Annotated in this window: 16 protein-coding genes; 14 read left to right on the plus strand and 2 right to left on the minus strand. The window is 31.4% G+C overall.

The features are described from left to right. The first annotated feature begins 8 nt into the window (after positions 1 to 8). From prdA to J2Z43_RS06790, 14 genes are all read left to right on the plus strand, one after another. Positions 9 to 1,895, plus strand: coding sequence for a D-proline reductase (dithiol) proprotein PrdA (gene prdA, locus J2Z43_RS06730; RefSeq protein ID WP_209456480.1), 1,887 nt, complete (start codon positions 9 to 11; stop codon positions 1,893 to 1,895). Between the two features lie 43 nt (positions 1,896 to 1,938). Further along, the gene (locus J2Z43_RS06735) at positions 1,939 to 2,241 is read left to right on the plus strand and encodes a CBO2463/CBO2479 domain-containing protein (RefSeq protein ID WP_027701100.1); all 303 of its coding nucleotides are present in this window, start codon (positions 1,939 to 1,941) and stop codon (positions 2,239 to 2,241) included. 43 nt (positions 2,242 to 2,284) lie between these two features. Beyond that, positions 2,285 to 3,010: a D-proline reductase (dithiol) protein PrdB gene (prdB, locus tag J2Z43_RS06740; RefSeq protein WP_077173604.1), complete on the plus strand. Its 726-nt coding sequence runs from the start codon at positions 2,285 to 2,287 to the stop codon at positions 3,008 to 3,010. Positions 3,011 to 3,084: 74 nt separating this feature from the next. Continuing rightward, the gene (gene prdD, locus J2Z43_RS06745; protein WP_209456481.1) at positions 3,085 to 3,843 is read left to right on the plus strand and encodes a proline reductase cluster protein PrdD; all 759 of its coding nucleotides are present in this window, start codon (positions 3,085 to 3,087) and stop codon (positions 3,841 to 3,843) included. 14 nt (positions 3,844 to 3,857) lie between these two features. Continuing rightward, positions 3,858 to 4,328: a glycine/sarcosine/betaine reductase component B subunit gene (locus J2Z43_RS06750; protein WP_209456482.1), complete on the plus strand. Its 471-nt coding sequence runs from the start codon at positions 3,858 to 3,860 to the stop codon at positions 4,326 to 4,328. A gap of 68 nt (positions 4,329 to 4,396) precedes the next feature. Further along, positions 4,397 to 4,519, plus strand: a complete 123-nt coding sequence (locus J2Z43_RS15030) for a hypothetical protein (RefSeq protein WP_268828394.1) — start codon at positions 4,397 to 4,399, stop codon at positions 4,517 to 4,519. Between the two features lie 54 nt (positions 4,520 to 4,573). Further along, the gene (locus J2Z43_RS06755; RefSeq protein ID WP_209456483.1) at positions 4,574 to 5,581 is read left to right on the plus strand and encodes a proline racemase; all 1,008 of its coding nucleotides are present in this window, start codon (positions 4,574 to 4,576) and stop codon (positions 5,579 to 5,581) included. Positions 5,582 to 5,715: 134 nt separating this feature from the next. After that, the gene (locus J2Z43_RS06760; RefSeq protein WP_209456484.1) at positions 5,716 to 6,606 is read left to right on the plus strand and encodes a sulfite exporter TauE/SafE family protein; all 891 of its coding nucleotides are present in this window, start codon (positions 5,716 to 5,718) and stop codon (positions 6,604 to 6,606) included. 147 nt (positions 6,607 to 6,753) lie between these two features. Continuing rightward, positions 6,754 to 7,635, plus strand: coding sequence for a sulfite exporter TauE/SafE family protein (locus tag J2Z43_RS06765; RefSeq protein WP_209456485.1), 882 nt, complete (start codon positions 6,754 to 6,756; stop codon positions 7,633 to 7,635). A gap of 190 nt (positions 7,636 to 7,825) precedes the next feature. Beyond that, positions 7,826 to 8,410: an RNA polymerase sigma factor gene (locus tag J2Z43_RS06770; protein ID WP_209456486.1), complete on the plus strand. Its 585-nt coding sequence runs from the start codon at positions 7,826 to 7,828 to the stop codon at positions 8,408 to 8,410. After that, the gene (locus J2Z43_RS06775) at positions 8,364 to 9,221 is read left to right on the plus strand and encodes a hypothetical protein (protein ID WP_327786934.1); all 858 of its coding nucleotides are present in this window, start codon (positions 8,364 to 8,366) and stop codon (positions 9,219 to 9,221) included. Before J2Z43_RS06770 ends, J2Z43_RS06775 begins: the two co-directional genes overlap by 47 nt. Positions 9,222 to 9,232: 11 nt before the next feature. Beyond that, a complete protein-coding gene (locus J2Z43_RS06780; protein ID WP_209456488.1) occupies positions 9,233 to 10,114 on the plus strand; it encodes an ABC transporter ATP-binding protein in 882 nt (293 codons plus the stop codon). 12 nt (positions 10,115 to 10,126) lie between these two features. Further along, positions 10,127 to 11,284, plus strand: a complete 1,158-nt coding sequence (locus J2Z43_RS06785; protein ID WP_209456489.1) for an ABC transporter permease subunit — start codon at positions 10,127 to 10,129, stop codon at positions 11,282 to 11,284. 70 nt (positions 11,285 to 11,354) lie between these two features. Further along, on the plus strand, positions 11,355 to 11,909 hold the full coding sequence (locus J2Z43_RS06790; RefSeq protein ID WP_209456490.1) for a transketolase C-terminal domain-containing protein: 555 nt from the start codon (positions 11,355 to 11,357) through the stop codon (positions 11,907 to 11,909). Between the two features lie 83 nt (positions 11,910 to 11,992). Here the strand turns inward: J2Z43_RS06790 and J2Z43_RS06795 are convergent, their stop codons facing one another. Together J2Z43_RS06795 and J2Z43_RS06800 are read right to left on the minus strand one after the other, a co-directional pair. Continuing rightward, positions 11,993 to 13,498: a DUF6056 family protein gene (locus J2Z43_RS06795; protein ID WP_209456491.1), complete on the minus strand. Its 1,506-nt coding sequence runs from the start codon at positions 13,496 to 13,498 to the stop codon at positions 11,993 to 11,995. Positions 13,499 to 13,534: 36 nt separating this feature from the next. Beyond that, positions 13,535 to 13,954: a GtrA family protein gene (locus J2Z43_RS06800; RefSeq protein ID WP_209456492.1), complete on the minus strand. Its 420-nt coding sequence runs from the start codon at positions 13,952 to 13,954 to the stop codon at positions 13,535 to 13,537. Positions 13,955 to 13,986 lie beyond the last annotated feature (32 nt).

Raw genomic sequence — 13,986 nt, forward strand, 5'->3', positions numbered from 1 at the left:
ATTTTAATATGTCAATAACTGTAGAAACAGCGAAAGCTCATGAAAATGACCCAGCGGTATGCTGCTGTAGAGCTGAGGCAGGGACAGTATTAGAACCATCAAATTTAGAAGATCCAGCTATATTTGCGGATTTAGAAGATTCAGGATTATTAACTATTTCAGACGAATGCTTAAAAATTGGTCAAGTTTTAGGAGCGAAATTAGTGAAAACTGTAGACGCTTTAATGCCAATAACAGCTGCTGATTTAGACGCTGTAGTTCCAATGGCAGGTGTAGAAGAAGCACCAGCAGAAGAAGAAGCACCAGTTGCTGATGCAGTAGCAGCAGTAGCTCCAGTAGCACCAGTTGCTCCAATGGCAGCATCAGGACAAACTGTTAAGATTCATATAGGTGAAGGAAGAGATATCAACTTAGAAATTCCTTTAGGTGTAGCAGCTCAAATGGGTGTTGTACCAGCTGCAGCAGTAGAAAGTGCAGCAGTTGCTCCAGTAGCAGAAGTTGCAGCTCCAGTTGATGAAAGCAAACTGCTTAGAAGTTTAAAGAAAACTCACTATAAAATAGAAAAAGTTGAATTTGCTGATGAGACTAAAATCGAAGGAACTACTCTTTTCATAAGAAAAGCTGAAGAGATCTGTGCAGATGCTCAAGCTACTGAAGAGTTAGTTAAAGATTTACAATTAGAAATAATAACTCCAGCTGATTACGGTAAGTACAGTGAAGCTGTAATGGACATCCAACCAATAGCTACTAAAGAAGAAGGTGAGCTTGGTGAAGGTGTTACTAGAGTATTAGATGGTGTTGTTGCAGTTCTTACAGGAACAGACGAAAACGGAGTTCAAATAGGTGAATTCGGTTCTTCAGAAGGTGTTCTTGAAACTAACATCATGTGGGGTAGACCAGGTGCTGCTGACAAAGGTGAAATATTCATCAAAGGTCAAGCAACTATAAAAGCTGGAACTAACATGGAAAGAGTTGGACCACTAGCTGCTCATAAGGCATTCGACTTCGTAATACAAGAAGTAAGAGAAGCTCTTAAGAAAGCTGATAACTCTCTAGTTGTTGATGAAGAAGTTATAGAGCAATACAGAAGATCAGGAAAGAAAAAGATAGTTGTAATAAAAGAAATAATGGGACAAGGTGCAATGCATGATAACTTAATATTACCAGTTGAACCAGTTGGTACATTAGGAGCTCATCCAAACGTTGACCTTGGAAATATACCAGTAGTTCTTTCTCCACTTGAAGTATTAGATGGTGGTATACATGCACTTACTTGTATAGGACCTGCTTCTAAAGAGATGTCAAGACATTACTTCAGAGAGCCATTAGTAATAAGAGCTATGGATGATGAAGAAGTAGATTTAGTAGGAGTTGTATTCGTTGGTTCTCCACAAGCAAACTCTGAGAAATTCTACGTATCTAAGAGATTAGGTATGTTAGTTGAGTCTATGGAAGTAGATGGAGCTATCATAACTACAGAAGGATTTGGTAATAACCACATAGACTTCGCTTCTCATATAGAAGAAATCGGTAAGAGAGGTATACCAGTAGTTGGTGTTACATTCTCAGCTGTTCAAGGTGCTCTAGTTGTTGGTAACAAGTACATGACTCACATGGTTGATAACAACAAGTCTAGACAAGGTATAGAGAACGAAATATTATCAAACAATACTTTATCACCAGAAGATGCAGTAAGAGCTATGGCTATGCTTAAAACAGCTATGGTTGGTGAAGAAGTAAAAACTCCAGAAAGAAAATGGAATCCAAATGTTAAATTAAATAACGTGGATGCTATAGAAAAAGCTACTGGAGAGAAGATAGTTCTTGAAGAAAATGAGCAATCTTTACCAATGAGTAAGAAGAGAAAAGAAATATACGAAGTAGAAGCTAACTAAGATTAATATATAAGTAAATTTGGCAAAGAGAGGAAAATGTAGTATGGATAGATTAAAGTATATATCTTCAGAGAGAATGTATGAAGGAGTTATCGTGGAAATTACTGAGGCAAGTGTTACTATAGATTTAAAAGGTAGACTTGGACAATTTAAAATTCCACACAGAATGCTTATAACTGAAGATAAGCCTAAAATAGGTCAGGAAGTTGGATTTCTGTTAAGCTATCCAGAAGTGTTGGATCCAGAGCCAAACCAAGAGTATCTCAACAATATGGAGAGAGAAAGACAGACAAGAGAAGCAATCAAAAAAAGAATGCAAGAAAAGAATGACTTAGAAAATAAATAAATTCTAAATTCAAGGTTTTAAATATAGAAGGGAGAGGAAATATATGAGTCTTACATCAGTAAAAGGACTTCAATCTGAAATTTTCGTACCAATAACACCTCCTCCAGTATGGACTCCTGTAACTAAAGAATTAAAAGATATGACAATTGCTTTAGCTACAGCAGCAGGTGTACATTTAAAGAGTGACAAGAGATTCAATTTAGCAGGTGATACAACTTACAGAGTTGTACCTGATAGTGCTAAAGTTGAAGATTTAATGGTATCACATGGTGGATACGATAACGCAGATGCAAATAGAGACATAAACTGTATGTTCCCTATAGATAGATTACATGAAATAGTTAAAGAAGGATTTGTAAAAGCTATCGCTCCAATGCACTACACATTCATGGGTGGTGGTGGAGACCAAACAGCATTTACTGAAAAAACTGGTCCAGAAATAGCTCAAAAGCTTAAAGAAGAGGGCGTTGACGCTGTAGTTATGACAGCAGGCTGAGGTACTTGCCATAGAACTGCCGCGATCGTGCAGAGAGCCATAGAAGAAGCTGGTATACCAACAATAATGATAGCAGCTCTTCCTCCAGTAGTTAGACAAAACGGATCTCCTAGAGCTGTTGCTCCATTAGTTCCAATGGGTGCTAACGCTGGTGAACCAAATAATATAGAAATGCAAACAGGAATACTTAAAGATACTTTAAGACAATTAGTAGCGATACCTTCAGCTGGTAAGATTGTTCCATTACCATATGAGTATCATGCTAGTATCTAGTAGATAATAGTCAAAATATAAAACCCTGCTTCTTAAATTTTAAGAAGTAGGGTTTACAAATAAAGGTGAATTTAATGGAAGAAAAAATATTGAGAAGGCTAGTAATAAAGCCATTTCACATTAACGAAGTTAAATCTGGACCGAAGACTAAAATTGACAAAAATGAACTTATAATAAATGTTAGTAAAGTTGATGAACTATTGGCAAATTGTGAATTGATCACAGATATCAAGCTAGATATAATTAAACCAGGAGACCATAATAGAGAGATAAATACTATTATGGATATAATACCGATATCAACTAAAGTACTGGGAAGAATTGGAGAAGGAATCACACATACACTTACGGGTGTCTATGTAATGCTGACAGGTGTAGATGAAGATGGCAGACAAATGCATGAATTTGGATCATCTGAAGGTATTCTTAGCGAACAAATGGTCTTTGGTAGATGTGGGACACCGGACAAAAATGATTATATAATACATCTGGATGTTACACTAAAAGGCGGGTTGCCATTTTCAAGAAGCCTAGCTCTGGAATCATTTAAAGTGTGTGACGAATTTATACAAGAAATTAGGGACATTTTAAAAGTAGAAGATGGGCGAAATGCTGCGGAATCTCGTGAATATTTTGACAAAATCAAACCTAATTCAAAAAAAGTTGTAATCGTCAAGCAGATTGCCGGGCAAGGTGCAATGTATGACAATCAGTTATTCTCAGATGAACCGAGTGGATTCCACGGAGGTACATCTATTATAGATATGTGTAATGTGCCTATGATAATTTCACCAAATGAATACAGGGATGGCGCTCTTAGAGCCATGACTTAAAGGAGGAGAAGCAAATGGGAATAGGACCTTCAACAAAAGAAACCTCTCTCCATCACTTTAGAGATCCTCTTTTAGATGTTGTAGGAGAAGACAAAGATGTAGACCTTGTAGGGGTTATAGTACTTGGTACACCTCAAGACAATAAATACAAAACCTTTGTCGGTCAGAGAACAGCAGCGTGGTTAGAGGCTATGCGTGTAGATGGAGTTATCCTATCTTCAGATGGTTGGGGAAACTCGCATGTAGATTACGCAAATACATTTGAAGAGATAGGTAAACGAGACATACCCACTGTAGGAGTTACCTTCAATGGTGTTCAAGCAAAATTTGTAGTTACTAATGAGTACATGAACACTATAGTAGATATAAACAAGTCTGAAGAAGGAATTGAAACAGAGGTTGTCGGTGAAAACAATACAAATGAAATTGACGCCAAGAAAGCGCTTGCTTTTTTGAAATTAAAGATGAGAAACCATAGTAAATAAAAGAATTAATTCCAACTATTAGTCTTACAGTTATGGTAATTCATGGATTTATTGTTAAAAATAAATATATGAAGACCATAGTTGATTATTATAAGACAGAGGGCCATGTAGATACTGAAAAGATTGGCCGAAATAATATAGAAAAAGTTGACGCCGAAAAGCACTTTTTTTCTAAAACTCGAAATGAGTAGTGGAGAAGTCGAAGATGCAAAATAGGCAAATAAAAACTAAGGGGGATTTTTTAAATGAAATTCAGCAAAAGTATTCAAGCAATTGACTCTCATACAGCAGGAGAGGCAACAAGAATCGTAGTAGGTGGAATACCTAATATAAAAGGTAACACAATGGCTGAGAAAAAGGAATTCTTAGAGGAAAACTTAGATCATATAAGAACTGGTATAATGTTAGAGCCAAGAGGACACAATGATATGTTTGGTTCAGTAATGACTCAACCTTGTGATCCAGAAGCTGACTTTGGTGTAATCTTCATGGATGGTGGAGGATACCTAAACATGTGTGGACATGGTACTATAGGTGCTATGACAGTTGCAGTAGAAACTGGTGTTGTTCCAGTAACTGAGCCAACTACTCACATAGTTATGGAAGCTCCAGCAGGGATAGTAAGAGGAGATGTATCAGTAGTAGATGGTAAAGCTAAAGAAGTTTCTTTCTTAAACGTACCATCTTTCTTATACAAAGAAGGAGTAGAAGTTGACTTACCAGGTGTTGGTACAGTTAAATTCGATATATCATTCGGTGGAAGTTTCTTCGCTATAATCCACGCTAGCCAATTAGGATTAAAAATAGTTCCAGAAAATGCTGGTAAATTAACTGAACTATCTATGAAGTTAAGAGACATCATAAATGAAACTATAGAAATACAACATCCTACTTTAGCTCACATAAAAACTGTAGACCTTATTGAAATCTACGATGAGCCTACTCATCCAGAAGCAACTTACAAAAATGTTGTTATATTTGGTCAAGGTCAAGTAGACAGATCTCCATGTGGAACTGGAACAAGTGCTAAACTTGCTACACTTTACGCTAAAGGTGAATTAAAAATAGGAGAAAAATTCGTATATGAAAGTATACTAGGAACATTATTCAAAGGTGAAATAGTAGAAACTACTAAAGTTGGAGATATCAACGCTATAATCCCAAGAATAAGTGGTTCTGCTTATATGACAGGATTCAACAACTTTATGTTTGATGATGAAGATCCAGTTAAATACGGATTTATTTTAAAATAAGTAATTATTTAACAATGATTTGAATACTATAGAGTAGCAAAATAAAATCGCTACTCTATAGTATAAAACAAAATCTAAGTAATCAATAGGGATAGAATTATCAGAATATAACAAAAAAAGAAAGGGGACTTGAAATGATAGTCAATATTGTGCGTGGTTTATTTGTTGCGTTTGCAGCGTTTTTCGGAATTATATTTGGTAGAGATGTAGTAAAAGCTAATAAAGAAGGAAAAATGGAAGAAGATATTAGCTTTGGAAAATCACTTGCTACAGGTTTTGTGACTGATTTTGGTGATACTTTAGGCATAGGTTCATTTGCACCTACAGTAGCGATGTTTAAGTTTTTAAAAATAAAAGTACCTGATAGACTAATACCAGGAACTTTAAATGTTAGTCACACAATACCAGTACTTTTAGAGGCATTTATATTTACAGCAGTTATTAAAGTTGATCCACTTACACTTACAGTATTAATAGCATCAGCGGTTGTTGGATCATATATTGGAGCAGGAATAATAGCTAAACTTGACGAGAAAAAAGTTCAATTAATAATGGGGATAGCATTAGCAATTACAGCAATTATAATGTTATTATCTCATCCTTGGGTTGATATGATGCCAGGTGGTGGAACTGCAACAGGACTTACAGGTATTAAACTTATAATAGGTGCAGTAGGTAACTTTATACTAGGAGCATTAATGACAGCTGGAATAGGATTATATGGACCTTGTATGGCTCTTGTTTACTTCCTAGGAATGTCACCAGACGTTGCTTTCCCAATAATGATGGGATCTTGTGCAATGTTAATGCCGGTTGCAAGTTCTAAGTTTATAAAAGAAGAAGCATACAGCAAAAAAGCATCTCTAGGTATAGTGATAGGTGGTGTAATTGGGGTTATAGTTGCAATTAAGTTCTTCCAAGGTTTACCTATGGATATACTAAAACTTCTAGTTGTTGCAGTTATCGCTTACACAGCTGTTACAATGTTAATGTCAGCAACTAAAAAGAAAGCTGAAGTTCAATAAAAAGTTGTAATTTAGTTAAAAATTTATTAAAATAACTATGTTAGTTATTAATATAAAGATAGTAGATTATTATTAATCTACTATTTTTTATTGCTATTTTTTAATTAACAGTATACTAAATAGAAATTTGACATCGGAGGAAATGTAATGGTAGTTAGTATTTTAAGAGGATTGTTGATTGTTTTTGGAGGCGTTTATGCTATAATATTTGGTCGAGATTACTCGATAGCGGCAAAAGCAAAGAAGTTGGAAGAGGATATAAGTGTAGTAAAAAGCGCTATTATTGGATTTATAACAAATTTATTTGATACTTTAGGAATAGGTTCATTTGCAACATCAATAGCATTATTTAAAGCTTTAAAGCTAAATATTCCAGACAAAAATATACCTGGAACATTAAATGTATGTCATACTATACCGATTATTACACAAGCACTTATATATACAACGGTAGTAAAAGTCGATCCGCTTACACTTATAGTGCTTATAGCGGCAGCAGTAGTAGGTTCGTATTTAGGAGCAGGAATCATATCAAAAATGGATGAAAAGAAAGTTCAAATCATTGTAGGTATAGCACTTGCAGTAGCAGCTGTAATAATGTTTTTATCACATCCTTGGATAGATAAGATGCCAGGAGGTGGTACAGCGACAGGTCTTACAGGCGCTAAGCTTTTAATAGGAGCTGTAGGTAACTTTATATTAGGTGCTCTTATGACTGCTGGAATTGGTCTTTATGGGCCTTGTATGGCCATGGTGTATTTTTTAGGGATGTCGCCAACAGTTGCATACCCTATAATGATGGGATCTTGTGCACTTTTAATGCCTGTATCGAGTGCAAAGTTTATAAAAGAAGGTGCATACTGTAAGAAAGTATCGCTTCCTATTGCAATAAGCGGTATATTCGGGGTTATAGTTGCAGTGAAGTTTTTTACAGGATTGCCAATGGATTATTTAAAATTAGTGGTAATAGTTGTCATTGCATATACTTCAGCAACTATGCTTAGATCAGCTTTAAAAAGGAAAAGTTAATAAATGATTATAATCGGTTAGATATATATAAAGATTAAATGAATAGAAAAAGTAAGCAAAAAAAGGCAGAGCAATCTGCCTTTTTTTAGTAAAATATTATATTGAGTAAAGTAAATAGAAAAATATATTATAAAAAAATAAAACCTTTTATAAACACAACTCGTTATATAAGTGAAAGGGGGATGAGAATTTGGCACAGACTGATGAAAAGCTAATAAAAGAGATACTAAAAGGAAATGAAAGTGCAATGGAAATACTAGTTAAAAGACATTATGATCTTGTACATAGCTATATATATAGAACCACAAATGACTATAATATAGCCTACGATATAACCCAAGATGTATTTATAAAAATGATGAAAAACATAGATAAATATAATTTAGAAAATAGGAAGTTTCAAAGTTGGTTATTAAAAATAGCAGTAAATACAACAAAAGATTACTTTAGAAGTAAAACATATAAACAAAGAATTAAAAACTATGATATAGAAAAACATCAAATAGAAGATACATTAAATATTATTGATATAATTTCTAAAAAAGAAGAAGCAATAAAAATAAAAGAAGCTGTTGCAAACTTACCAAGTCTTCAAAGAGAAGCAATATTTTTAAAGTATTATAACGATTTAAAAATAAAAGAGATAAGTGATATTACCGGAGATAATGAAAACACTATAAAATCAAGATTATTTAATGGAATAAAAAATTTAAAGAAATTACTTGGAGGTGATATGTTTGAAGACGAATTGCAACATATACAAACTAAGATGTGAAAACTTAGAAGATGAACAATTTGAAGATTTAGTAGAAGCAGATTTAATGGATATAGAAGATTTTCTAGATAATTATGTAATTAATAAGGTTGATGAACAAAAAATAGATTCTACAATTGATATATTAAAATCATATATGCCGAAACAAGAAGTACAGGCCATAAAGGAGCAGAGTATATTTTTAGAAAGAATGAAAAATTATATTGCCTTAGTTAAATTCCAGTTTAGCTTAATTGGCAAAGTATATATTATATCATCATTATTATTAATATTAGTAGGTACTATAACCACAATCAAGTTGAATTTAAGTATATATTTAAGTGCATCTATAATTGCACCTATACCAATACTACTTGGAATATTTCAAATTATAAAAGGAAGAGATGAGAATGTGTGGGAGTTAGAACTTAGCTATAAATACTCTTTAAGAGAAATTGTTTTATCAAGATTAATAATTATAAATGTGGTTTCTATATTTATAAGTATCATTATTAGTATTGGTTTAAATAATACTTACTCAGACATTAACTTATTTAAAATGATTAGTATATGGCTAATTCCTATATTTTTAGTAGGATCAATATCTTTAGCTATTACTTCTATATATAGAAGTATAAATAGTATCACTTTATGTATAGCGATATGGATATTAGGAGTATTGAGTATTAGTATATATGAGAAAATAGCAGAAATAACTAACATCAATACATTTATAGTTTTAGGTATGTCAGTAATATCTGTAGTAATAGCATCAAAATTATTTTATAAAAAGAGTATAAATAGTATAGATTACAGAACATTTGACTTTTAGGGGGATATTTTATGGAACTGATTATAAACAGTATAAGCAAGAAATTTAAAGATAAATTAGCAGTAGATAAATTTAATGTAACTCTACACAGTGGAATATATGGATTACTTGGACCAAATGGATCAGGTAAAACAACTTTAATGAGAATAATTGCGGATGTATCAAATCCTAGTAGTGGAGATATTTTAGTAAACGGAGAAAGTAAAAGTAAATTAGGGGCTAAGTATAGAGATTTAATAGGATATGTACCTCAAAATATAGGATTTTATAAAAGTTTCACAGCAGAAAAGTTTTTATATTATGTAGCAGCACTAAAGGGTGTAGATAAAGAAATTAAGAAAAGTAAAGTTAATGAACTTTTAAAGTTTGTGAATTTAGAAAAAGATAGAAAAAGAAAAATAGGAAAATTTTCAGGTGGCATGAAACAAAGATTAGGAATTGCACAAGCTCTTTTAAATGACCCTAAGATACTTATATTAGATGAGCCAACAGCAGGACTTGATCCAAATGAAAGAATAAGATTTAAAAATTTAATATCACAATTGTCTAAAGATAAAGTAGTAATATTTTCAACACATATAGTTTCAGATATAGAGTTTATGGCAAATGAAATAATTGTTATGAAAGAAGGTAAATTAGTTGAAAAATCATCATTAGAGGATATTTTGGATATTGTTAGAGGTAAGGTACATACATTAAACATTAGTGAAATAGATTTAGAAGATGTTCAAAATGAGTTCAAAATATCTAGCATGATTAGAACAAATAATGAAATTTGTGTAAGGATAGTAGGGGATAATAAGCCTAATATAAAAGAAGTCAAATACATAGAAGAAGAGCCAAATTTAGAAGATGTATTTTTATATTATTTTAATGAAAGTGCTAATAAGTAGGGGGAATTTGGAATGTTAGATTTAATAAAATTTGAGTTATATAAAATATTTTCTAAAAAATCAGTGATAATAGTTTTAATATTAACTGTATTATTTAGTATTTTTAATGTAGTAGGTCAAAGTGTATACTTAAAGTTTAAGGGATTAGATAGTATTGATGATGCCTATAGTGTTATGAAAGAGCATGAAGGTAAGGTGATTACACAAGAGGAAAGATCAAATCTAGAAAAAATTGCAGAAAATATAGTTCAAAAAGAAAAAAGTGGGAAAAAACTTACAAAAGAAGAAGTAGTTTATAAACATTATTTATATGATGCTATAGTAAATCCAGAGCCAACGTATATAGTAGATAATCAATACTATAAATTAAATGAAATGAAAGGTGAAATAATCAAGTTAGAAAAAGAAAATAAAATAGATACATATGAGTATAAAAATCTTAATTATATATATGGGAAAGTGAAAAATGTAGAAGAACCAAAATCCTATTTTACATATGGGTGGAATACAACTACTGATTTTAAAGTTATAGCAACATTAATAAGCATACTAATAGTAGTAGGTTTGGCTCCAATATTTAGTGATGAGTATCAAAGTAATAGTGCTCAAATAATGTTAAGTTGTAGAAATGGAAAAAATAAGTTAGTTTTATCTAAAATATTAAGTGGCTTAATATTTACAGCAATAGTATTTATTATAATAAATAGTATATATATGATGAGCGCGCTAAGATATGATTTTATTGGATGGGATAAACCTTTAGAGTTATTTAAATATTATAGATTAACTCCTTTTGATATGAGAATTATTGATTTTTATGTTATAGGATTAGGAATTAGTTTTATAGGTGCAACTTTATTTGCGTTAGTAACTATGTTAATGTCTTTATTAGTTAAAAATAATATGATATCACTTTTATTTAGTTTAGGGATGTACTATGTACCGATGTTATTATCTGATTTTATTCCGATAGCTGTGCTATCTAGAGTTTTTAAGGAAATAAATTTGGCAGAGTCTATTAAGGTGGAAGGTATGTTTATTTATCCTAATACTTATAATATTTTTGGAAATCCAACATTATATTCAACTGTATTAATAAGTTTGGTGGCTGTATCTATACCAGTTGTAATATATTTAATAAAATATTTAGGAAAAAAACAAGCTATATAATTAATCTAGGTATAACTATTGTTTAACTAAGAGGACTTGGACTCAATATTAAACTATTTCAAAGGTTGGCATGAATCAGTCTCAAGACTTAGCCGTTAATGGTAATCCAGCATTAATCGTTGTTCATGGAAGCGGAATCACGGGAATGGACGCGACGCATTTAGGTATGTTCGATATCCCACTTGTGGCTAACATTCCAAATATCGTATACCTTGCGCCTACTAATAAAGAAGAGTATCTAGCCATGTTAGAATGGGGTGTTGAACAAGATCAACATCCTGTTGTCGTTCGTGTGCCAAGCAAAGGTATTGTTACAACAGGCAATAAAGTTGAAGCTGACTTCTCACAATTAAACAAATACAAGAAAACCATTGAAGGAAGTGAAGTGGCGATTATCGGTCTGGGTGCTTTTTATCAATTAGGTGAGAAGGTTCACACAAAATTACAAGAAACAATGGGAATCAATGCAACTTTAATTAATCCTCGCTTTATCACAGGAATCGATAAAGAAATGCTGACCGAATTATTAGCTGACCATAAATTAGTCATCACATTAGAAGATGGACTCCTTGATGGTGGATTTGGTGAAAAAATCGCTAGATTCTACGGTGGAACAGAAATCTAGGGATGCGTTAAAATGAATAGACCTTTAGTCAATAACAACTAAAGGTTTATTGTTTATCACTCATCTATATGTAATTCTAATTTCTATTCGAAATAAAGTTTAACATCTTGAGGAATTTCGTAAAATTCCTTAAAATATGATTCCCAATGATCATCAGGTGGAACTGTAGTCCAGTAATAATCTTCATATGGTAATCTGTATAGGGTAATAGACTTTTCTCCATTAGATACTGCATTATTTATAGTTTTTAGTCGCGTTTTTTCTGCAATACCTACATCTATAAAGATACTTGAATAAAATATACATATCGTAGTTAAAATACCCACCATTGCAAAACTGAATGAATGCAATCTAATATTTGTGTTATTAACTAAATATACAAGTAATTGAATAGTAGATATTATGAAAAAAATATACGATGCATATAGGCAACGAGCTCCTATTGGGTTTGCAATTATTAATGGCATTGCAACTGCTAAACCAGATCCATAGATCATAAATATTTTTATTTTAAGACCTTTGCTATCAATATACATAAGTATAACTGTTATAACAGTTATAAAGAATAACAAAGAGTACAGTGCGTTGAAATAAGTCGTTTTATCAGGATTAGTAAATATATTCCAAGCTGGGTATACCTTATAACATATACTATATGCCATGTAAGTAGATAAAATAAATATCTGAATTTTACCTATTATCAATTTTACATAATTTTTCTTATTAGAATCAAAACTTTTTTGAATGATAATTATACAAATAATAGCAAGCATACTATTTAGTAACCAATTATTTAAAAATAAGAAGTTAGATATTTGCTTTACATATAAATCGACGATCCCCATTACTGAATAGGTAATTTGTTTATATCCATCAGTATTATTTACTGCATTAGTATAAGATCCATTAGAAAACATTATAAAAGCACCTGCTATAGTTGACATTAAGTATACTATTTGAAGACTATATAACTTCTTATACTTTACAAATGTGTAAATCACTATAAAGCCTGATAAAAAGACCGTATACACTGTCGTATGTTCACTGAAAAGCTGCGTCGAGATACCTAAAGGTATCATTAAAAAAGTTGCCCAAATTGGATATTTTAGTGTATTAGGATCATTAACTTTATCGTCAAATATTTCGTTTATAATAATCAAATACAATATTATTAGTATAACTGGTGGTATAAAATTGATAAACGCCGCGATCCAAGAATATGTTTGCCTAAATATATCTCTAGGTATTGCTAGATTCAAAATAGATACCAATAAAAATAAAACAGTTCTGTCTTTTGTTTTCGCTTCACGAGCTATAAGTTTATATATAGATAAAATAATCAATATCATTCCTGAAGTAAGAGCTATATTTTTAGCTAAGATATTTCTTGTTATAAGAATTTCAAATAAATTTCCAAGATATCTTCCATTGTAGATTTTAAAACCATCAAGCATTAATAACCATTTTGCTTTACTTCCCCATTGCCAATCGTCATGACTATATGGAACTTGAATTGCAAAAAATAAGAAAAATAAAATCAACACAATGGAAATATAAACCCTAGGATTTTTTAATAACTTTCTTTTCATATTATTTTCTCCCCAATTAAATGAATAAAGTAAAATTTAATCATTATTATCTTTAAAAACAATTAATTTACTAAAGATATAATTTAATATAACTACAATAACCTGTGTAAAGATCTTTGCGTACATATTATCGATAATAAAGATATCTATAAGAATAAACATAGTTATCATATCTATAATTCCAGATAAAAGTCTACAGTTTACGAATGTAAATATCTCTTTTAATATTGTCTTTATTTCTTTAGTTTTGCTTTCAAATACCCATATACGATTAGTAACGTATGCAAACCCTACAGCAAATATCCAAGATATTACATTACTAATAAGATAATGTATTGCTAATATCTCACTAGAAATATAAAAACTCACAACGCTTACTATAGTTGTTAGAACTCCGAAAAATAAATACATTAAAACTTCCTTATATTTATAAAATAGTTGCAATAATTTATTCATATATAATTCCTTTTTATTGAAGGTTATTTTGT

The organism is Metaclostridioides mangenotii, assembly GCF_017873185.1.
Taxonomy (GTDB): Bacteria; Bacillota; Clostridia; order Peptostreptococcales; family Peptostreptococcaceae; genus Metaclostridioides; species Metaclostridioides mangenotii.